We start from the raw sequence: 20,136 nt of genomic DNA on the forward strand, positions 1-20,136 counted from the left end.
AACCGCGTCACACAAGCCCGTCAAACCCCCACCAAATCGGCAGGAGCGAATATGCGAGTCGGTATTCCAACCGAAACCAAAGACAACGAATTCCGGGTTGCGATCACCCCGGCCGGCGTCGCCGCCTTGACCAAGCGCGGCCACGAGGTGCTGATCCAGGCCGGTGCCGGAGAAGGCTCCGCCATCTCCGACTCCGACTTCAAGGCCGCCGGTGCCCAGCTGATCAGCACCGCCGACCAGGTGTGGGCGGATGCGGACCTGCTGCTCAAGGTCAAGGAGCCGATCGAGTCCGAGTACGGCCGGCTGCGCCGGGGCCAGACCCTGTTCACCTACCTGCACCTGGCCGCCTCGCGCGCCTGCACCGATGCCCTGCTGCAGTCCGGCACCACCTCCATCGCCTACGAGACGGTGCAGACCGCCGACGGCGCATTGCCGCTGCTGGCCCCCATGAGCGAGGTCGCCGGGCGCCTGTCCGCCCAGGCTGGCGCCTACCACCTGATGCGCACCCACGGCGGTCGCGGCGTGCTGATGGGCGGCGTCCCCGGCGTCAAGCCGGCCGACGTCGTGGTGATCGGCGCGGGCACGGCCGGCTACAACGCCGCCCGCGTCGCCAACGGCACGGGCGCGATGGTCACCGTGCTGGATGTCAACATCAACAAGCTCCGCCAGATCGACGCGGAGTTCGGCGGTCGTGTCCGGACCCGCTACTCGTCGACCCTCGACCTCGAGGATGCGGCAGTCAACGCCGACCTGCTGATCGGGGCCGTGCTGGTGCCCGGCGCCAAGGCACCCAAGTTGATTCCGAACTCGCTGGTAGCGCGGATGAAGAAGGGCGCCGTGCTGGTGGACATCTCCATCGACCAGGGCGGCTGCTTCGAGGACTCCCGGCCGACCACGCACACGTCGCCGACGTTCACCGTCCACGACACGGTGTTCTACTGCGTCGCGAACATACCCGGCGCCGCGCCCCGCACGTCGACCTACGCGCTAACCAACGCGACCATGCCCTACGTGCTCAAGCTCGCCGACCTGGGTTGGCAAGCGGCCTGCCTCTCGGATTCCGCACTGGCTAAAGGCCTTTCGACTCACGAAGGCGCGCTGCTGGCAGATCACGTGGCCGCCGACCTCGACCTGCCATTCACCGACCCGGCGAGCGTGCTCGGCTAACCGAATCACAACCGACCCTGGCCACCTGCCCACCATGCAGGTGGCCAGTGTCGCGTCGGGGCCGTTGGGCCGGACCTACAGCGACCACACGTCCGGCGCCAGGGCCGCAACGATGTCGGCCGCCGGTCCCGCCTGGGCCGCCCGGTAGGCCGTCCCTGCCCACAGGTTTGTTCCGTGGGGGTCGTCCGCCTCGATCGCCGCCGCCCGGATGGGCTTGGTCATCTGATTGACCTCCGGATAGCCAAGCGGCGCGACCCGGTCAAGCAGTCGAGTGAAGTTGTTCGCCAGCCCTCGTGCATAGCGGCCGGAGAAAGCACGGGTGACTAGCGTGGAGTCGAACTCCGGGTTCTTCAGGGCAACTCGGTGCACCGAGCTGGTACCCGCTTCATCAGCAAGCAACAGCGCCGTCCCCACCTGTGCAGCAACCGCTCCCCTGCGCAGCACGGCTGCGACTTCGTCGGCGGTACCAAGACCGCCCGCCGCGATCAGCGGCACATCGTGGGTATGGCCGATGTGATCGAGTAGTTGGTGCAGGGACTCCTCGCCCGGCTCCGTATCCGGCGCGAACGTACCGCGATGCCCGCCCGCGCCGGGGCCCTGAACCACCAGGTTGTCAGCGCCGGCCACGATGGCCACCCCGGCCTCATAAGCCGACGTCACCGTGACCGAAACCAACAACCCCAGCGCACTGAGCTGACGGACCACATCGGGCGGCGGCGCACCGAAGGTGAACGACACCAGCTCCGGACGAATGTCGGCCACGGCTTCGAGCTTGCGTTCCCACTCGTCGTCATCGCCGTGAATGGGTTGTCCCACCTCGACGTGGTAGTACTCGGCGACCTCCGCGAGTTCTTCTGCGTAGTACTCCAGCTGCAACCAGTCGGCGACGCTGGGCTGGGGCACAAAGATATTGGCTCCGATCGGGCCGGTGGTGGCGGCCCGCGCAGCGGAGATGTCATCGGCGAACTGGTCGGCGGTCCGATACCCGCCAGCGACGAAGCCCAGCCCGCCCGCGTTCGACACGGCCGCGGCCAAGGCCGGGGTTCCTGGGCCGCCCGCCATCGGAGCACCCACGATGGGTACCGCGATGTCCCAGAAACCCAGTACCATCGACCTAATTTACCATCGCTCGAAGTTGTTGCGGCAGCTGTCGTTTCGAGGTATACGGGCCGAGAACCGCGGCGCCATATCGTTTCACCAGCAGCCGGCGGGCCAGTGCGTTGACCTCGTCGACCGTGACCCGATCGATTTGCTGCAAAGTGTGCTCGATAGTGCGGTGCTTACCGTAATTCAATTCGCTGCGGCCGATACGGCTCATTCGCGAGCTGGAATCCTCCAGCCCCAGCACCAGCCCGCCACGCAGCGAGCCCTTGGCGATACGGCATTCGGACTCGGTGATGCCGTCGCGTGCCACCGCCTCCAGCACCTCTCTGGTCACGCGCATCACTTCGGCGAAACGTTCCGGAAGACAGGCGGCATACACCGACAGCGCTCCACTGTCAGCGAAGATGTCCAGCGCCGAATAGACCGAATAGGCAAGACCGCGGGACTCGCGGATCTCCTGGAACAGCCGCGAGCTCAATCCGCCGCCCAGCGCGGTATGTAGCACCGACAAAGCCCAGCGGTGCTCCCAGCCACGTCCGGGCGTGCGGACTCCCAACGACACGTGGGTCTGTTCGGCTTCCCGGTCCGCCAGCACCAGCTGCGGGGTGCCGTTGACCCGGCCCGTGCCCTTGCGCGGGGCGACGGGCCGGCGGCCGCGGACCAAGCGTGGCCCGAAGTGCTCGCGCACCAACCCGACCACCTGGTTGTGGTCGACATTGCCGGCTACCGCGACGACCATCCGATCCGGTGTGTAGCGGCGCATGTGAAACGAGTGCAGCTGGGCTCGCGTCATCGCCGAGACGGATTGTGTACTGCCAATCACCGGCCGGCCGACCGGATGGTCACCGTACATGGCCGTCAAGAACATGTCCGCCAGTGCGTCCTCGGGGTCATCGTCGCGCATCGCGATCTCCTCGAGAACGACGTCACGTTCCAGCTCGACATCGTCGGCGGCGCAGCGTCCGTTGAGCACCACGTCGGCCACCAGTTCCACGGCCAGCTCTAGGTCGTTGTCGAGCACATGCGCGTAGTAGCAGGTGTGCTCCTTGGCGGTGAACGCGTTGAGCTCCCCGCCGACGGCGTCCATCGCCTGAGCGATGTCCACCGCGGTGCGGGTCGGGGTCGACTTGAAGAGCAGGTGCTCGAGGAAGTGCGCGGCACCGGCCACCGTCGTGCCCTCGTCCCGCGACCCGACCCCTACCCAGACCCCGACCGACGCGGAGCGCACCGCAGGCAGGTATTCGGTGACGACCCGCAGACCGCCCGGCAGTGTGGTGCGGCGCAGTGCCGGGACGGCCGCAGGGTCAGCTGCTTGCCGTGGCGGCATCGGCCGGCGCCGGGGAATCGGCGGCCGCCGCAGCGGCTGAATCGTCGTCCTCGGCCACCAACACCAGCGAGATCTTGCCGCGCTTGTCGATGTCGGCGATCTCCACCCGCATCTTGTCGCCGACAGTGACGACGTCCTCGACCTTGGCGATGCGCTTGCCCTTGCCCAGCTTGGAGATGTGCACCAGGCCATCGCGACCGGGCAGCAGCGACACAAACGCACCGAAGTCGGTCGTCTTGACCACCGTGCCCAGGAACCGCTCACCAACGGTGGGCAGTTGCGGGTTGGCGATGGCGTTGATCTTGTCGATGGCAGCCTGAGCCGACGGCCCGTCGGTGGCGCCGACGAACACGGTGCCATCGTCCTCGATGGAGATTTGCGCGCCGGTCTCCTCGGTGATCGAGTTGATGACCTTGCCCTTGGGCCCGATCACCTCACCGATCTTGTCCACCGGAACCTTGATGGTGGTCACCCGAGGCGCGTACGGGCTCATCTCGTCGGGCGTGTCAATGGCCTCGGCCATGACCTCGAGGATGGTCAGGCGCGCATCCTTCGCCTGGGCCAGCGCACCGGCCAGAACCTGCGACGGGATCCCGTCGAGCTTGGTGTCCAGCTGCAGTGCCGTGACGAAGTCCTTGGTTCCGGCGACCTTGAAGTCCATGTCACCGAACGCGTCTTCGGCGCCCAGGATGTCGGTCAAGGTGACGAAACGGCGCTCGGTCTTGCCGTCCACCTCGACATCGTCGGACACCAGGCCCATGGCGATACCGGCCACCGGCGCCTTCAACGGCACACCGGCGTTGAGCAGCGCCAGCGTCGAAGCGCACACCGACCCCATCGAGGTCGAGCCGTTGGAACCCAGCGCTTCGGATACCTGGCGAATGGCGTACGGGAATTCCTCAACGCTGGGCAGCACCGGCATCAGCGCCCGCTCCGCCAGCGCACCGTGCCCGATCTCCCGTCGCTTGGGCGAACCGACCCGGCCGGTCTCACCAGTGGAGAACGGCGGGAAGTTGTAGTGGTGCATGTACCGCTTGGTGGTCTCCGGCCCCAGCGAGTCGATCTGCTGCGCCATCTTGACCATGTCCAGCGTGGTCACGCCGAGAATCTGGGTCTCACCGCGCTCGAACAGCGCGCTGCCGTGGGCCCGCGGAACCAGGGCGACTTCGGCCGACAATGCGCGGATGTCGGTGATGCCGCGGCCGTCGATGCGGAAGTGATCGGTGACGATGCGCTGCCGTACCAGCTTCTTGGTCAGCGAGCGGAACGCGGCGCCGATCTCTTTTTCCCGGCCCTCGTAGGTGTCGGCCAGCCGTTCGAGCACCTCGGCCTTGATTTCCTCGGTGCGCTGGTTTCGTTCGGCCTTACCACCGATGGTCAACGCCGCGGCCAGTCCATCGGTAGCCACCGAGGACACCGCGTAGTAGACGTCGTCGCCGTATTCGGGGAACACCGGATATTCGGCACCGGTCTTGGCGGTGGCCCCAGATGCGTCGGCCAGCTCCTGCTGCGCGGTGCACAGCGCCGCGATGAACGGCTTGGCCGCTTCCAGACCCTGCGCGACCACGCTCTCGGTCGGCGCCGGGGCGCCACCCTCAACCAGCTCGATGACCTTGTCGGTGGCCTCGGCCTCGACCATCATGATCGCGACGTCGGGCGTGCCGTCTTCCTCGGTGCCGACAATCCGGCCGGCAACCACCATGTCGAACACGGCGCGCTCGAGCTGCTCCACGTTGGGGAATGCGACCCACTGGCCGTCGATGAGGGCCACCCGCACGCCCCCGACGGGACCAGAGAACGGCAGCCCGGCCAGTTGGGTGGAGGCCGACGCGGCGTTGATCGCCACCACGTCGTAGAGGTCGTTGGGGTCCAGGCTCAGAATCGTCACCACGACCTGGATCTCGTTGCGCAGTCCGTTGACGAACGACGGCCGCAGCGGGCGGTCGATGAGCCGGCAGGTCAGGATCGCGTCGGTGGAGGGGCGGCCCTCACGACGGAAGAACGAACCGGGGATGCGGCCGGCGGCATACATCCGCTCTTCGACATCGACGGTCAGCGGAAAGAAGTCGAAATGCTCTTTGGGGTTCTTGCTGGCGGTGGTCGCCGACAGCAACATGTTCTCGTCGTCGAGGTATGCGACCACCGAGCCGGCGGCCTGCTGGGCCAATCGGCCAGTCTCGAAACGGATGGAGCGGGTGCCGAAGCTCCCGTTGTCGATGGTGGCGGTTGCTTCGAACACGCCTTCTTCAGTTTCAGCTACAGACATAACGTCCGTGCGGCCCTCTCTGGGTTATTCAGCTGTTTCGCGGCGTCACACGTAACCCGATGAGTTTGCAGGACTCCTCGCGGACCCAGATGGGCCGGCCTGGATGCGGCTACGGCCGTCGATCGAAGCGGCCGGACTTTCCCCAGATCCGGGGTGCCCGGCAGCCACTACCGAAGACCGCCCGATACAGGCAGGGCTGCTCCCTCGGACATACGTAGCGACTCGCTGGAACGGCGCACGCGGATCTGCGTGAACCGCACCACAGTGCCTGGGCCGAATGGGCCCAGAACTTCCTCACTGTACACCGGCCAATTCGCCACGATGCCCGGCCATGATGGGAACCTGTCGATGATTATCAAGGGCTCCGGGTCTAAGCCAATTCCAGTTCCGCGAAATCGTCGGCGACCTTCTCGAGCTCGCCCAACTCGTGGTCCCAGCAGAACACCTCGTCGCGCAATGCCGAACCATTCACACCAGGCAACAAGACGAGCCGGTCGCCGCAACCGTTGGCCCCAATGGCGACGGCGTTGATCGGAAAGCCGAACCATTCCTTGGAGCTTGCCGTCTCGCGGACAATGTCATTGCAGGTCCGCTTCAGCCGCTGTTTGTCGCTCGTGTCGAAGAAGTCGCTCGTGTCGAAGAAGGGGTGCAAGTCCCAGACGTCCGAGGACGTCTCGACAGCTCCACCGTTATCGGCCATCACCTTCGCCCGGAACGCCGCGGGGAAGGTAACTCCGAGCTTCTCCTCGGTGTCGAGGATGTACTTCTCAGCGACCGGGAAGGGCATCGACTTCTCCTGATGGAACGATCAAACTCACCCACTACGTCTGGGAACTGCCGCCGACGTCCTCCACACAGACAACGAACCGCCGTTCGGTGTAGGTGTAGCCCACACCGCTGGCGCACTGATCCACGGTGACCGGGGATGCGACATCTTGGAGAATCTGGGTAGCCCGTTGCCGGTGCGGCGCCGACGCGTCGTTGCAGCCCACTCGAAACGGGTCGGTCTTGTGGTCCGGGTCGACACTCATACAACTGCCCAGCACCCAGTCGACGTCCAGGCACAGGGTGCTGTTTGCGCCGCCCAGCACGTTGCGGCTGGAGTACGACGAATCCACGTCGGCCGGGCACTCCGTGCGGTCGGTCCCATCCTTGGCGACGGCAACGACCTTGAAGTTGGAGTCCTCGCTGCCGCACGCGGCCTTGGTGGCCTGCGGCCGGTCCGGCGGTCCGGCAAGTTTGAGGCAGTCACCCACCGCCAGGTCAGCGGTCTTGGTGGTTGACGAGCAACCCACCAAGACGCCGGATGCCGGCACCGCCAGAGCCATCAGCACGGCCAAGAACAAGGCGCGCATCGCGCCGGGGGTCAGCGACGCAGGCCCAGCCGCTCAATGAGCGAGCGATAGCGCTGCACATCGATCTGGGAGATGTACTTGATCAGCCGGCGCCGGCGCCCCACCAGGAGCAGCAGTCCACGCCGCGAGTGGTGGTCGTGCTTGTGCACCTTGAGGTGCTCGGTGAGGTCAGAGATCCGCTTGGTCAGCAGCGCAATCTGCGTCTCCGGGGATCCGGTGTCGGTCTCATGAAGACCGTAGGAATTCAGAATTTCCTTTTTCTGCTCGGCAGTCAGCGCCACGAAACATCTCCATCAATTGGTCCGCGATCAGGGATTAGCCGGCGCGGCCACCGCGAACCGCAGCACGCGCCGATGTCGTCGGGCAGTCTAGCAGCGGTGTGGCCGACAGACACAAACGCCGCGGGTCAGCCGGTCGACAGCAGGACCCGGGTCCGTTCGGTATCCGCCCCGATCTCGGCGACCAGTTCGGGCACGGAAGCGAATTTCTTCTGGCCTCGGATGCGGGCAACGAAGTCCAGCGCCACGTGCTGACCGTAGAGGTCCGCGGCGGTGTCCAGGACAAACGCCTCGACCGTGCGGGTGCGTCCGGAGAAAGTCGGGTTGGTCCCGACCGAGACGGCCGCCTGGTAACGCTCCCCCGGTATGACCGCGCCGGTCACCGGGCCGTGTCCCAGGACGGTGAACCAGGCGGCGTAGACCCCGTCGGCCGGTATGGCCGAATACATCGGGGGCGCAACGTTAGCGGTGGGGAACCCCAGTTCGGCGCCACGCCCGTAGCCGCGGACCACGACGCCCTCGACGCGATGCGGGCGGCCCAGGGCTTCGGTGGCCGCCATGACATCACCGGCGTCCACACACGACCGGATGTAGGTGGACGAGAACGTCACGGTCTCGTTGCTGTGGTGCTCGGACACCAGCGACATGGCCTCCACGGCGAACCCGAATCGCTCGCCGGCGTGGCGCAGGGTGTCGACGCTGCCGGCCGCCTTCTTGCCGAAGGTGAAGTTCTCACCGACCACGACCTCGACCACGCGCAGGCGCTCGACCAGCAGTTCGTGGATGAAGCGATCCGGTGTGAGCTTCATAAAATCGGTGGTGAACGGCATCACCAGGAACACGTCGATGCCCAGCTCTTCGACCAACTCAGCGCGACGGGTCAGCGTCGTCAGCTGCGCCGGGTGGCTGCCGGGGTAGACCACTTCCATCGGGTGTGGATCGAAGGTCATCATCACGGTCGGCACGCCGCGCGCCCTACCGGCCTTCACGGCGTGCGCGATCAACTCGGCATGCCCGCGGTGCACACCGTCGAATACCCCGACGGTGAGCACGCATCTGCCCCAGTCCGTGGGGATCTCGTCCTGGCCACGCCACCGCTGCACAACCGCAAGCCTACGGCGCGATGGGACCGCGGCGTACAGCATCGCTGGGGTTGGCGGGTCTTGGCGCCGCTGTCCGAGCGGGTTCGGCGCGCGCTCGGACGGTCATCGGGGCCCACCGGGACACGCTCGTTTGGCGGGCTGGACCGCCGATCAGGCGTGGGTTGCCTAAACTTTCTCCTTGTGAGGGCTGACGAGGAGCCTGGCGGTCTCACCACGGTTGCCCAGGACTATCTGAAAGTCATTTGGACGGCTCAGGAGTGGTCGCGGGAAAGGGTCAGCACCAAGATGCTGGCGGAGAAGATCGGCGTGTCGGCCAGCACCGCTTCGGAGTCGATACGCAAACTCGCCGAGCAGGGCCTGGTTGACCACGAAAAGTACGGTGCAGTGACCCTGACCGACTCGGGGCGGCGAGCCGCGCTGGCGATGGTGCGCCGGCACCGGCTCTTGGAAACCTTCCTGGTCAATGAGCTCGGCTACGGCTGGGATGAGGTGCACGACGAGGCCGAGGTGCTCGAGCACGCGGTATCGGATCGCCTGGTGGCCCGGATCGACGCGAAGCTGGGCTTCCCGCGGCGGGATCCCCATGGTGATCCCATTCCCGCCTCCGACGGGCAAGTGCCCACCCCACCGGCCCGCCAGCTGTGGGCCTGTCGGGATGGTGACACCGCGACCGTGGCACGCATATCCGATGCCGACCCGGAGATGCTGCGGTATTTCGACAGTGTCGGGATCAACCTCGACTCGCAGCTGCGGGTCCTGACCCGGCGTGAATTCGCCGGCATGATCTCGGTGGCGATCGAATCGGCCGAAGGCGCCGCGAACACGGTCGATTTGGGGAGCCCCGCGGCGCGAGCGATCTGGGTGGTGGCCTGATCGGTCTGATCCGACCTCAGCCAAGTAGGCCCTTGGCGATGTGAGTTACCTGGACCTCATTGCTTCCGGCATAGATCATCAGCGACTTTGCATCGCGCGCAAGCTGTTCCACCCGGTACTCGGCCATGTAGCCGTTGCCGCCAAATAACTGGACGGCCTCCATCGCGACGTCGGTGGCGGCTTCGGAGGAGTACAGCTTGATCGCCGACGCTTCGGCCAGTGTCGGTTCCCTGCCCGCCTTGAGCTTCTCGAGTGTCTGAAAGACCATGTTCTCGACGTTGATTCGGGCCACCTCCATCTTGGCCAGCTTGAGCTGGATCAGTTGGAACTGCCCGATGTTCTTGCCCCACAACGTACGAGTCTTTGCGTAGTCCACGCACGACCGGTGACATTCGTTGATGATGCCCAGCGCCATCAGCGCCACCCCGAGACGTTCCACAGCGAAATTGGCACGGGCGCTCTCACGTCCGTCACCGTCGCCGTGGTGTTCACTCTCGCCGAGCAGACGGTCCGGAGTCAGCCGCACGTTGTCGAAGAACAACTCGCCGGTCGGCGAGGACATCATGCCCATTTTCTTGAATGGCTTGCCTTGCGTGAGGCCTTCCATACCCGATTCGAGCACAAAGATGAGTACCGGCCGGTCCCGCCGGTCCGAGGACGTGGCTCCGGCCTCGTCGAGTTTGGCGTACACCAACAACACGTCGGCGTAAGGACCGTTGGTGATGAAAGTCTTCTGACCGTTGAGGATGTAGTCGGCGCCGTCACGTTTGACGTGAGTCTTCATGCCGCCGAACGCATCCGAGCCGGAATCCGGCTCGGTGATCGCCCACGCCGCGATCTTTTCCAGCGTCATCAACTCGGGCAACCAGCGCTGCTTCTGCGCCAGCGTGCCGCGGCTCATGATGGTCGCCGCGCCCAATCCAAGGCTCACCGCGACCGTGCTCAGCAAGCCGATGCTGACTCCGGCGAGCTCGGACACCAGCACCGCGGCCATCGACGCCTGGGGCCCCAGGCCACCCGAACCGCTGGTTCGGTGCCGCTTTTCGCCTTGGTTGGCGCGCTCGGCGTCCAATATCGACTTGACCGATTCGGCTGCCAGCACATCCAAACCGAACTGACTGAACAGCTTGCGCATGATCGGATACGGCGATAGCGCACCGGTTTCCAGTTCATCCAGATTTGGCCGAATCTCCCTGTCGATGAATTGACGAACCGCGTCGCGCATCATCAGATCTGTGTCAGACCACTCGATCATCGGAGCCGCCTCGCCGCCCGCTCGCCGCTCAGCGTTCGGCGCGCTGGTAGGCGGTGACCACGGCGGCGCCACCGAGCCCGATATTGTGCTGTAGCGCGGCCGTGACGTTGTCGACCTGCCTCCTGTCGGTGGTGCCACGAAGCTGCCAGGTGAGCTCGCAGCACTGGGCCAGACCGGGCGCACCGAGCGGATGCCCCTTGGAGATCAGCCCACCCGAAGGGTTGACCACCCAACGTCCGCCGTAGGTGGTGTCGCCGTTGTCGATCAGTTTGGGTGCCTCACCTTGGCCGCACAGGCCCAGCGCTTCGTAGAGCAACAACTCGTTGGCCGAGAAGCAGTCGTGCAGCTCGATCACTTGAAAATCTTCGGGGCCAAGTCCAGATTGTTGGTAAACGCGCTGTGCCGCTTGGACATTCATGTCGTATCCGATGAGGTTCTTGGCGCTGCCGTCGAAGGTCGACGCGAAGTCGGTGGTCATGGCCTGGCCGACGATCTCGACCGCTCGCCCAGCCAGCCCGTGGCTGTCGACGAAGGATTCCGACGCCAGGATCGCCGCCCCCGAACCGTCGGAGGTCGGCGAACACTGCAGCTTGGTGAGTGGCTCGTAGATCATCCGCGACGCCAGGATGTCGTCGAGCGTGTAGGCCTCCTGGAACTGCGCGAACGGGTTGTTGACCGAATGCTTGTGGTTCTTGAAGCCAATCTTGGCGAAGTGCTCGGCCGTGCTGCCGTACTGCTGCATGTGTTCGCGTCCGGCGGCCCCAAACATCCAGGGAGCCAACAGAAACGCGAATTCGGCTATTTGGGCCAGCACCTTGACGTGTTTGTCCATCGGTTGCGTGCGGTCGTCGTAGGACGAGGACAGCGAGCCCGGCTTCATCTTCTCGAAGCCCAGCGCGACGGTGCAGTCGGCGAGTCCGCCGCGGATCGCCTGTGCCGCCAGGAACAACGCGGTGGAACCGGTGGAGCAGTTGTTGTTGACGTTGACGACCGGAATGCCCGTCATACCCAGTTCGTAGAGCGCCCGCTGGCCCGACCTCGACTCTCCATAGACATAGCCGATGTAGGCGTGCTCGACTTCGCGGTACTCGATGCCGGCGTCATTGAGCGCGTTGGTTCCCGACTCGCGCGCCATGTCGGGATAATCCCAGCCTTCACGACGACCCGGCTTCTCAAACTTCGTCATGCCGACGCCGATGACAAAAACCCTGTTCGAACCGTTGTTAGGCATCTTTACCCCTACTACCCTTCCAGGCCCCCCTTAGCGGCTGAAAGGCCGGAACGACCCCTCTTGCACAGTGTGCAACCCGGCCGCATCGACTTTAGGGGCGGGTCCCCTACATCGTCGCCGGGCGGATCACCACCACCGACTTGGTGCGGCGTCCCTCGTCGCGCAACAGCGCAATCACCCGGCCATCGGCATCGCTGGCGGCGTAGATGCCGTCGATTCCGGCCGGTTCAAGGGGACGACCGTTGCCCACGGACTGAGATTCGTCGACGGTGAGGTCGCGGCGCGGAAACATCAGCAGGCAGGCCTGATCGAGGGTCAGGCTCAGCGCCGGCCGCTCGACCAGCTCGTCGAGTGACGCGGCCTGGGACAGGTCGAAGTGACCAACGCGGGTGCGCCGCAGCGACGTCAAATGACCTCCCACATCGAGCGCCGCACCAAGATCGCGCGCCAGGGCGCGGATGTAGGTCCCCGACGAGCAGTCGACTTCGACGTCGATATCGACCACATCGGCGCCGCGTCGCAGATCCATCAGCTCGAATCGGTCGATGCGCACCGGGCGCGCCGCAAGCTCGACCGTCTGGCCTTCCCGGGCCAGTTGATACGCGCGCCGGCCGTCCACCTTGATCGCGCTGACCGCCGACGGAACTTGTCTGATGTCGCCGGTCAAATCCAAGATCGCCGCGGCGATCGCCTCGGGTGCGACATGTTCGGTGGACGCCGAGGCCAGCGGCTCGCCTTCGGCGTCCTCGGTGGAGGTCGTCTGGCCCAACCGGATGGTGGCAGCGTACGACTTCGAGGTGGCGGTCAGCAGGCCAAGGATCTTGGTGGCACGCTCGATGCCGATCACCAGCACACCGGTGGCCATCGGGTCCAGGGTTCCCGCGTGGCCGACCCGGCGGGTGCCGAAGATCCTGCGGCAGCGCCCAACCACGTCGTGGCTGGTCATTCCCCCCGGCTTGTCGACCACAACGATGCCCGGGCCAAAGCCGGGACCGGCGTTCTGCCGGCTCATAGCACGATCGCGGTCAGCACCAGCCCGCGCTCAACCGACCATCGACCGTGAAGTGTCGTCAGGGGCGGGCCCCACAGCGCACTCGGATCGATCAAGATGCGGGAGACAAAGCGGCCGGTCCGCCCCGAGGCATCGGCCTCGAAGGTGATGTGCGCGTCCTCGAATCCCAGCCACCGATTGGTCAGCGGAAACCATACTTTGTAGGTTGCTTCCTTGGCGCAGAACAGTATTCGGTCCCAGTGCAGGCCGTCCGGCATTGCCGACGGTATCTCGTCGCGCTCTTCGGGCAAGCTGATCGCATCGAGCACGCCGTTGGGCAACACGTCGTGCGGTTCGGCGTCGATGCCCACCGAACGCACCGCGGCGCTGCGACCGACCACGGCACCGCGGTAGCCCGAGCAGTGGGTGAGGCTACCCACCACGCCGTCGGGCCAGCACGGTTGCCCCTTGTCGCCCTTGAGAATCGGCACCGGCGGCACACCGAGGTCGCCCAACGCGACGCGAGCACAGTGGCGGACGGTGATGAACTCGTTGCGCCGCTTGGCAACCGACCTGGCGATCAGTGGTTCCTCTTCGGGCAGCGACACCAGGCCGGGCGGGTCCGAGTACAGCTCCGCATACGCCAGATCATCGACCACGGTGCCGGGTAGAACCGACGACACCAACATGCTGATTGTCACCGATCCTGCCGCTGCCGCAGTCTTTCCCGGAACTTGGTGGCCTGCGCCCTCATCTCCGGAGTGATCACGAAATGACCGCCGAAGTCGTTGAGGTACCCCGGCGCGTACTGGGGGTCCGGCAACACCTGACGCAGCCAGCTGTAGGGCTTGCGTCGACGCCATTCCCGCGGGTAGCCCACCGACACCTCTTCAAAGCGCACGCCGTCATGCCATGTGGTGCGCGGGATGTGCAGATGGCCGTAGACCGAACACAGCGCGTTGTAGCGGGTATGCCAGTCGGCCGTCTTGGTGGTTCCACACCACATCGAGAATTCCGGGTAGAACATCGCGTCACACGGTTCGCGCAGCAGCGGGAAGTGATTCACCAGCACGGTGGGCTGCATCCAGTCGAGCTGTTCGAGGCGGGCGCGGGTAGCGGCAACCCGCTCGCGGCACCAGGCATCCCGGGTGGCATAGGGCTCGGGCGAGAGCAGGAATTCGTCGGTGGCCACCACATTGCGTTGCTTCGCGATGGCCATGCCCTCGGCTTTGGTGGTCGCGCCGCTGGGCAGAAACGAGTAGTCGTACAGCAAGAACATCGGCACGATGGTGGCCGGGCCACCCCGTTCGGTCCATACCGGGAAGGGGTGCTCGGGTGTCACCACGCCCATTTCGTCGCACATGTTGACCAGGTAGTCATAGCGCGCCCGGCCAAAAATCTGCATCGGATCGCGGGTGGTCGTCCAAAGCTCATGGTTTCCAGGCACCCAGATCACCTTTGCGAATCGCCGCCGCAGCAAGTCCAGCGACCAACGAATCTCGTCGGTGCGCTCGGCAACGTCGCCGGCGACGATCAGCCAGTCCTCTGGCGAGGAGGGGTACAGCGACTCGGTGACCGGCTTGTTGCCCATGTGACCGGTGTGCAGATCGGAGACAGCCCACAACGTCGGCTGCGCCCCGCCGGTCGATTCGTGTCCTGTCACGACTCACCAGCCTAACGACCCGGTGAAGTGGAGACGAAATCCTTGGGTCCCGCACACCTCGGGTGCAGCGGCGGGGTTCAAGGCCCCAGGCTAAGGGGTCGGCGGTGGGCTGGGTGTGTGGGTCTCACTGATCCGGCAGTCCGACTGTGCCGTGAGCGATGAGGCCACCTGGGTGCCCAGTTTGAACTCGACGCCCCCGTGCCCAGCGAGGTAGACGTCATGGTCGCCCGGCTTGTCCTTCATCACCCCAAAGGTGGTGGCGCCGAATTGCTGCCCACCATCTTTGACAATCTGAACAGCCTGCGGCCACTTGTCGTCGGGAATCGGCCCGCTGAATCCGACCATGAAATACGCCATTTTGGCGGTGGTCTAGACGTACTCGCCACCGCAATGATTCCAGCTGTCCACATCCATCGACCAGGTCAACCCCGTCACCAGGGCCGCGATCGCATCGGCCATCCGGGTCACCGCCGCGCGGTACTGATCCTTGGCCGCCTCCAAAGAAGGCTTGGCCCGCAAGGGGTTCTCCAGTTCAGCAACCTTCTCCGGACTCAACGGGCCCTCCTGCTCACCACCACGCCCAAGACCACCAGAACCACTGGGACCGCACCCCAGCACCAGCACACAAATTAGCGCCAACAACCCCACCAGCCGCCACCGCATCAATGCCCTCCCGCCAATACGTGGCCGGGCGCTGCCGGCATCCCGCCGCCCAGAACCGGCGGGAGCAGCGGCGCGCCGACCTTATTGTCCGGCAGCCCAGCGGCGATCGCCGCCAGGTTATAGCCCGACATCCGCAGCTGTGGCTGCCCGGCGGCATCTTGGAAGACTCGCGGATAATCGCCATGGGCATACGCCCCGTCCCGCCAGATCCCGCCGGGATCGAAACCGGCCTATGACGACAACTCCGTCAACCCGGGAGTCAGATACGGGTCCGGCCCCCAACCGTGTAGCGGGGCCAGCGGGGCCACCACGCTGGTGATCAAATCGTGCGGCGCCTGCATGACATAAGCATGCCCGTGCTCGAGTCCCAGCTGAGCCGGGCTGTAGAGCTCCAGGCCGGGTGAACCGTAGAACACGACATCGTTGACGGGATGCGCGCCATGGGCGTTGAGGTCCTGCAGAGCTAGCGACGCCGTCAACGAGCCATAGGAGTGCCCCAACACGGTGAGGTGGCCGGAGGGGTTATTGGCGCGCACCTGCTGCAAATACCTGGACAAATCGCCGGCGCCCGCACGTGCCTGCCCATCGGTCATGGTCTGCCACAGGTCACCCGCACTTGCGGTATCGAGCGGGTTGGGGGGCGGCTCATAGCCCATCCACGCGATCGTGGCGACCGACGTCGGTTTGCCGGAATTCTTCAACTGCCGCATTTCCTCAAGCCGAAGGTTGCGTGCCTCGGAAACCATGCCCGGCAAGGTGCCCCGGGTGGTGGAACCGACTCCGGGCACGGTCACCGAAACATTGGCTGCGGTGTCCGGATTGCCAACAGCCACCGCCGCCAGCACCTGCTGGTGCGGGTCGTCCGGAAGCCGCAACTGGGCCAAGTACGTTTCCGGGGCGCGGCTCAAGGACTGATCAACCGCATCGAGATCGCCCAGCCGGCCCTTGGCGGCGGTCAGCTGATCGTCAAGGGCGGCGAGCTGGCCCATCGCATCGCTGTCGAGGATGCCGTTGTTGTAGTCGCTGGCGGCCCGCGCCGCCAGCTGGTCATAGCGCCCCTGCAACTGCCCAATCCGGGCTCGCAGCTTGGCGCGTTCCTCACGCAACAGCTCCTCGTTGGCATCGCTGGCCCGCTGAGTCGGTGTCAGCCCCTCGGGTCCGACCGGCGCACCAGCCTCGGCCGGGATGGGCGAATCGCCGTCGGCCATGTTGACCGCTGACGCCAATTCCTCGTCGATGGTGTTCGCCTCAACCACAATCGCCCCCAGGTCAGCCTGCAGCTCGGCTTGCTTGGCAAGCACCCGCGCCCATTCGGACTCGGTGTGGCGCAAGCCCGGAATCGGCACCACCCGGTTGCTCAGCGCATCGATCTGCAGTTCGGCGGCCGCGGCGGCTTTGCGCAACGCGGCCAACTCCGATTGGACCTTCACAATCCCATCAGCGGCCCGATCCGCCGCCCTCGCAACTGCCAACGCTTCATTACCGTGGGCGTCGAGATCGCGGCGAAGTCCCGCGTTCTGACGCGCGGCAGCCTCGGCGGTCTTGCCACCGGAGTTGGCAAAAATCGACAGCGTGGCCAGCTGACGCGACACCTCCAAGCTTACCTGGGCTCGGGCGGTGGCCGCGTGGAACACTTCCCGAACCGCTTGCGCGTCCCACCGATCGATATCGGCGACCGTCAGCGACACCGATCACAACCAACGCCCACTTGGGCGAGCGCGCGGGCCCGCTCCTCCTCTTCCGCCGTATGCGCGACGGCGGCTTGATGCAGGCCGCGTGCATGATCGCCGATTCTGCTCAACAACGCCCTCAACATTTCCAGCCAGTCGTCCATGGCGGCATTGAGAGCCAGCGCCGACGCGCCCTGCCACCCGGACTGAGCGGCCTGGATCCGATGATCGGACGACAAATGTCCGGCCGCCAAGTCCTCCCCCTGCCCGGTGACATGCGCCGCTGAGCGCACCCATTGCTCCGGGTTGATCTCAAACACCCAGACATTCTTGCGCTGGGCGCCACCAAGCGCACTTCATCGCGGGTCAGGGCGAAATTCGAGCTGCGCCACGCTCGAGTTGGCCACCAAGAAATCAACCCCCCGGACTAGAACAAGTTCTCGTTTGACTGTGGCGGCGCGGAGCCGACTTGTACACTCCGGGCAAAGGGACCGCCCAAAGGCAGGGGGTGTCGTGCTTACCAAAGTGCGTCTGGCCGGAGCGCTTGGCGCACTGGTCGCAGCGGCGGTGATCGGCTGGCAGGGCGTCGCGCCGGCCCCCACCAGAGGCGAAAGCATCGATCTGCGCTCAACCACCGCGCCGCTGTCGAGCACGATGAAGAGCCCGATCGTGGAGACCAACAACGTACGCCCGTTCGACGCGTGCGAAGACATCCCGTTCGACGCCGTGCAGCGACTCGGTCTGGCCTACACGCCGCCCGAACACGAGGATGGGTTGCGGTGCCACTTCGATGCGGGCAACTACCAGATGGCCGTCGAAACGATCGTCTGGCGCAGCTACGCTCAGACCCTGCCGCCGGATGCCATCGAGACCACTATCGCGGGCCACCGGGCGGCTCAGTACTGGGTGATGAAGCCGACCTATCACAACAACTTCTGGTTCTCCTCCTGCATGGTCACCTTCAAAACCAGCTACGGGGTGATCCAGCAGTCGCTCTACTACTCCACCGTCTACTCCGAGCCCGATGTCGACTGCCAGGCAACCAACCTGCAGCGGGCAAATGAACTTGCCCCCTACTACGTTTTCTAGCTCCGCTAGCGAGCGTGGCTAACCTGGGGATATGAGCATCACTTCGACCGACGTCGGGCAGCCCACGCTGCGCGCCTTGACCAAACGAGTCGGCGGCAGCGCGGCCGGCGGCGCTCTCGGCGGCTTATTGGGCCTACCGCGCGCGACCACCCGCTACACCGTGAGCCGCGTCGGAGTCCCGATGCGCGACGGTGTCCACCTGGTGGCCGACCACTACTGCCCCACTACGTCGCGACCTGCCGGGACCGTGCTGGTCCGCGGACCCTACGGGCGCGGATTTCCGTTCTCGTTGGTGTTCGCCCGCCTGTATGCCGCCCGCGGCTACCAAGTCGTGCTGCAGAGCGTGCGGGGAACCTTCGGGTCCGCCGGGCAGTTCGAGCCAATGGTCAACGAGGCGGCCGACGGCGCGGACACCGTCGAGTGGCTGCGCCGGCAGCCCTGGTTCACCGGCCGGTTCGCCACCATCGGGGTGTCCTACCTGGGGTTCACCCAGTGGGCGTTGTTGCAGGATCCGCCTCCGGAGCTGGCCGCGGCGGTGATCACCGCGGGCCCCCACGACTTACGGTCCTCGGTCTGGGGAACCGGCTCGTTTGCCATCAACGACTTCCTGGGCTGGAGCGAGTTGGTCGCCCGCCAGGAAGATCCGGTGCGCATCCGGACCGGAATCCGCCAACTGACCGCCCCGCGCCGGGTGGCGCGAGCGGCGGCCGAATTACCGATGGGTGAATCGGCCAGGAAGCTGCTCGGTACGGGGGCGCCGTGGTTCGAATCGTGGGTCGAGCACACCGACCACAGCGATCCGTTTTGGGACCGGATGCGCTCCCAGGACGCATTGGACCGGGTGCAGGTTCCGGTACTTCTGGTCGGCGGTTGGCAAGACGTCTTTGTGCAACAGACGTTGCAGCAGTATCGGCATCTGCGCGACCGCGGCGTGGACGTCGCGCTGACCATCGGCCCATGGACCCACTCGCAGCTACTCAGCAAAGGGCTGACCGTCGGCGCACAAGAAACGTTGGACTGGCTCGACACCCACCTGGGCGGCACGGGCGAGTTGCGCCGGCCCGACGCGGTTCGCGTCTACGTGACCGGCGAGGGCTGGCGCCACCTTTCGGACTGGCCGCCGAAAACCACTGACCATGAGCTCTACCTGCACCCCACCGGCCGCCTCAGCGAGATCGCGCCGCCCGACGCAACGACACCGGCAACGTTCCGCTACGACCCCACCGATCCCACCCCGACCATCGGCGGCCCGCTGTTGTCCTCCAAAGCCGGCTATCGCAACGACAGTCGGCTCGCTTCACGCAATGACGTGCTCACCTTCACCGGCTCCGCGCTGACCCATGATCTGTGGATTCACGGGCACCCGGTGATCGAGTTGACCCACAGCTCGGACAATCCCAACGTCGACGTGTTTGTCCGGATCAGTGAGGTCGACAGCAACGGGCGATCCCGCAACGTCAGTGACGGTTACCAGCGACTGGGCGACGCGCCCGAAACGGTCCGCATCGAACTCGATCCGATCGCTCACCGCTTCAAGGCCGGCTCGCGTATTCGCGTCTTGATTGCGGGCAGCTGGTTCCCGCGTTATGCCCGCCACCTGGGCACCGACGAGCCGACCCTGACCGGACGGCAGGTGCAACCGGCCACCCACTCGGTGTACTTCGGCCAGTCGCGGCTGCTGCTCGGTGTCGACCAGTCAGCCAACGACATCACGGACGCGGGCAGCGACGAATCACCCGAATGACGCGTCCGCACGGGATCTGGGATTGAGACGAATTAGCCTGGCAGTCAATGCGATTCGGCCGAGAGAGCCGAAATGGCGGCTCGACGGGCTTGGCCCGGAGATGCGCCGACCGCGGATTGAAATGCGCAGTAGCGCAGTGCAGCACGTCAACGATCGATGAGCGCCCAACGCGGGCGCCAGCATCCCTGAACTCCTCCGCCGCGGCACGGTCGGTCAGCAAAATCTGGAGCCGGCCGTTTCCGCCTCTGCACCTCAATAGCACTGCTTTCCATAGCATTTGGGATATCTGCCCGTCATTGATTGCAGCGTCGCGCGATTTGGCTGAGGTGAAGACCCGCGCTGCCTGTGTGGTTCGCG

17 protein-coding genes and 2 pseudogenes are annotated in these 20,136 nt (G+C 65.5%); 4 read left to right on the plus strand and 15 right to left on the minus strand.

Annotation, left to right across the window (positions count from 1 at the left end; genetic code table 11):
• The first annotated feature begins 51 nt into the window (after window positions 1-51).
• Complete coding sequence (ald, locus tag G6N41_RS23560; RefSeq protein WP_198965815.1) at window positions 52-1,167, plus strand: alanine dehydrogenase; 1,116 nt, start codon at window positions 52-54, stop codon at window positions 1,165-1,167.
• A gap of 75 nt (window positions 1,168-1,242) precedes the next feature.
• Here ald and G6N41_RS23565 read toward each other — a convergent pair whose 3' ends face one another.
• From G6N41_RS23565 to G6N41_RS23595, 7 genes are all read right to left on the minus strand, one after another.
• Complete coding sequence (locus G6N41_RS23565; RefSeq protein WP_198965816.1) at window positions 1,243-2,277, minus strand: nitronate monooxygenase; 1,035 nt, start codon at window positions 2,275-2,277, stop codon at window positions 1,243-1,245.
• A 4-nt stretch (window positions 2,278-2,281) separates the two neighbouring features.
• Window positions 2,282-3,598 carry a M16 family metallopeptidase gene (locus G6N41_RS23570; protein WP_012393718.1) on the minus strand — a complete coding sequence of 439 codons (1,317 nt, stop codon included), beginning with the start codon at window positions 3,596-3,598 and terminating at the stop codon, window positions 2,282-2,284.
• Window positions 3,576-5,864 (minus strand): polyribonucleotide nucleotidyltransferase, encoded by a 2,289-nt coding sequence (locus G6N41_RS23575; RefSeq protein WP_198965817.1) that lies wholly within the window; start codon window positions 5,862-5,864, stop codon window positions 3,576-3,578. Before G6N41_RS23575 ends, G6N41_RS23570 begins: the two co-directional genes overlap by 23 nt.
• A gap of 370 nt (window positions 5,865-6,234) precedes the next feature.
• Window positions 6,235-6,651, minus strand: a complete 417-nt coding sequence (locus G6N41_RS23580) for an SMI1/KNR4 family protein (protein ID WP_198965818.1) — start codon at window positions 6,649-6,651, stop codon at window positions 6,235-6,237.
• Between the two features lie 34 nt (window positions 6,652-6,685).
• Window positions 6,686-7,219 (minus strand): LppU family putative lipoprotein, encoded by a 534-nt coding sequence (lppU, locus tag G6N41_RS23585; RefSeq protein ID WP_198965819.1) that lies wholly within the window; start codon window positions 7,217-7,219, stop codon window positions 6,686-6,688.
• Window positions 7,220-7,230: 11 nt separating this feature from the next.
• Window positions 7,231-7,500, minus strand: coding sequence for a 30S ribosomal protein S15 (gene rpsO, locus G6N41_RS23590; protein WP_198965820.1), 270 nt, complete (start codon window positions 7,498-7,500; stop codon window positions 7,231-7,233).
• Between the two features lie 125 nt (window positions 7,501-7,625).
• Entirely contained in the window at window positions 7,626-8,600 is a 975-nt protein-coding gene (locus tag G6N41_RS23595) for a bifunctional riboflavin kinase/FAD synthetase (protein WP_198965821.1), read from the minus strand.
• Window positions 8,601-8,780: 180 nt separating this feature from the next.
• Here G6N41_RS23595 and mntR point away from each other — a divergent pair, with 180 nt between their 5' ends.
• A complete protein-coding gene (gene mntR, locus G6N41_RS23600) occupies window positions 8,781-9,473 on the plus strand; it encodes a manganese-binding transcriptional regulator MntR (RefSeq protein ID WP_198965822.1) in 693 nt (230 codons plus the stop codon).
• Window positions 9,474-9,489: 16 nt separating this feature from the next.
• Here mntR and G6N41_RS23605 read toward each other — a convergent pair whose 3' ends face one another.
• The 8 genes and pseudogenes from G6N41_RS23605 to G6N41_RS23640 form a co-directional block, all read right to left on the minus strand.
• Window positions 9,490-10,728 (minus strand): acyl-CoA dehydrogenase family protein, encoded by a 1,239-nt coding sequence (locus G6N41_RS23605; protein ID WP_198965823.1) that lies wholly within the window; start codon window positions 10,726-10,728, stop codon window positions 9,490-9,492.
• Between the two features lie 28 nt (window positions 10,729-10,756).
• A complete protein-coding gene (locus G6N41_RS23610) occupies window positions 10,757-11,959 on the minus strand; it encodes a lipid-transfer protein (RefSeq protein WP_198965824.1) in 1,203 nt (400 codons plus the stop codon).
• A gap of 106 nt (window positions 11,960-12,065) precedes the next feature.
• Entirely contained in the window at window positions 12,066-12,971 is a 906-nt protein-coding gene (gene truB / locus G6N41_RS23615) for a tRNA pseudouridine(55) synthase TruB (protein WP_020728343.1), read from the minus strand.
• A complete protein-coding gene (gene pptT, locus G6N41_RS23620; protein ID WP_198965825.1) occupies window positions 12,968-13,651 on the minus strand; it encodes a 4'-phosphopantetheinyl transferase PptT in 684 nt (227 codons plus the stop codon). Before pptT ends, truB begins: the two co-directional genes overlap by 4 nt.
• On the minus strand, window positions 13,648-14,613 hold the full coding sequence (locus G6N41_RS23625; protein WP_198965826.1) for a metallophosphoesterase family protein: 966 nt from the start codon (window positions 14,611-14,613) through the stop codon (window positions 13,648-13,650). The genes pptT and G6N41_RS23625 overlap by 4 nt, the downstream gene beginning before the upstream one ends.
• 90 nt (window positions 14,614-14,703) lie before the next feature.
• Window positions 14,704-15,276, minus strand: a pseudogene (locus G6N41_RS23630) (LppA family lipoprotein).
• Window positions 15,276-16,964: pseudogene (locus G6N41_RS23635) on the minus strand (alpha/beta hydrolase family protein). The pseudogenes G6N41_RS23630 and G6N41_RS23635 overlap by 1 nt, the downstream one beginning before the upstream one ends.
• The gene (locus G6N41_RS23640) at window positions 16,955-17,266 is read right to left on the minus strand and encodes a WXG100 family type VII secretion target (protein WP_198965827.1); all 312 of its coding nucleotides are present in this window, start codon (window positions 17,264-17,266) and stop codon (window positions 16,955-16,957) included. Before G6N41_RS23640 ends, G6N41_RS23635 begins: the two are co-directional and overlap by 10 nt.
• Window positions 17,267-17,459: 193 nt before the next feature.
• Between G6N41_RS23640 and G6N41_RS23645 the strand changes: the two genes are divergently transcribed.
• Together G6N41_RS23645 and G6N41_RS23650 are read left to right on the plus strand one after the other, a co-directional pair.
• On the plus strand, window positions 17,460-18,035 hold the full coding sequence (locus G6N41_RS23645; RefSeq protein ID WP_198965828.1) for a DUF3558 domain-containing protein: 576 nt from the start codon (window positions 17,460-17,462) through the stop codon (window positions 18,033-18,035).
• A 31-nt stretch (window positions 18,036-18,066) separates the two neighbouring features.
• Window positions 18,067-19,779, plus strand: a complete 1,713-nt coding sequence (locus G6N41_RS23650) for a CocE/NonD family hydrolase (RefSeq protein ID WP_198965829.1) — start codon at window positions 18,067-18,069, stop codon at window positions 19,777-19,779.
• Window positions 19,780-20,136: the final 357 nt, after the last annotated feature.

It is taken from the genome of Mycobacterium shottsii (assembly GCF_010728525.1).
Lineage (GTDB): Bacteria > Actinomycetota > Actinomycetes > Mycobacteriales > Mycobacteriaceae > Mycobacterium > Mycobacterium marinum.

Coding starts and splice junctions, on each gene's coding strand:
- ald (WP_198965815.1), top strand. CDS start 52: ATGCGAGTCGGTATTCCAACCGAAACCAAAGACAACGAATTCCGGGTT.
- G6N41_RS23565 (WP_198965816.1), bottom strand. CDS start 2,277: ATGGTACTGGGTTTCTGGGACATCGCGGTACCCATCGTGGGTGCTCCG.
- G6N41_RS23570 (WP_012393718.1), bottom strand. CDS start 3,598: ATGCCGCCACGGCAAGCAGCTGACCCTGCGGCCGTCCCGGCACTGCGC.
- G6N41_RS23575 (WP_198965817.1), bottom strand. CDS start 5,864: ATGTCTGTAGCTGAAACTGAAGAAGGCGTGTTCGAAGCAACCGCCACC.
- G6N41_RS23580 (WP_198965818.1), bottom strand. CDS start 6,651: ATGCCCTTCCCGGTCGCTGAGAAGTACATCCTCGACACCGAGGAGAAG.
- lppU (WP_198965819.1), bottom strand. CDS start 7,219: ATGCGCGCCTTGTTCTTGGCCGTGCTGATGGCTCTGGCGGTGCCGGCA.
- G6N41_RS23605 (WP_198965823.1), bottom strand. CDS start 10,728: ATGATCGAGTGGTCTGACACAGATCTGATGATGCGCGACGCGGTTCGT.
- G6N41_RS23610 (WP_198965824.1), bottom strand. CDS start 11,959: ATGCCTAACAACGGTTCGAACAGGGTTTTTGTCATCGGCGTCGGCATG.
- truB (WP_020728343.1), bottom strand. CDS start 12,971: ATGAGCCGGCAGAACGCCGGTCCCGGCTTTGGCCCGGGCATCGTTGTG.
- G6N41_RS23650 (WP_198965829.1), top strand. CDS start 18,067: ATGAGCATCACTTCGACCGACGTCGGGCAGCCCACGCTGCGCGCCTTG.